1 pseudogene is annotated in these 356 nt (G+C 64.6%); it reads right to left on the bottom strand.

Annotation, left to right across the window (positions count from 1 at the left end):
• Window positions 1-356, bottom strand: a pseudogene (locus V3391_RS17605) (hypothetical protein); the annotation flags it as partial.

Raw genomic sequence — 356 nt, 5'->3', positions numbered from 1 at the left:
ATAGCGCGCGCGGGTGCGACTGTTCAAGCCGTCCGACGCGATCACCAGGTCAGCGCCGTAGCGCGCCGCGATCTGCTGGTCGTCCAGCACCTCGGTCTCGAACACCAGCGACACGCCCAGCTCCTCGCAGCGTTGCTGCAGGATGTTCAGCAGCCGCTTGCGGCCGATGCCGCAGAAACCTTGACCGCCCGACGTGACCTTCTCGCCCTTGAAGAAGACATCGATATCGTCCCAGTGATTGAACGAGGCTTCGATGGCCTGCGCGGTCTGCGCGTCGGCGTCCATCAGATTGCCCAGCGTCTGGTCGGAGAACACCACGCCCCAGCCGAAGGTGTCGTAGGGACGGTTGCGCTCCA

The sequence above is a fragment of the Luteimonas flava genome (assembly GCF_036584485.1).
GTDB classification, from domain to species: Bacteria; Pseudomonadota; Gammaproteobacteria; order Xanthomonadales; family Xanthomonadaceae; genus Luteimonas; species Luteimonas flava.
Note: the sequence above shows the minus strand (reverse complement) of the source record. Positions and strands in the feature narration are given on the sequence as shown.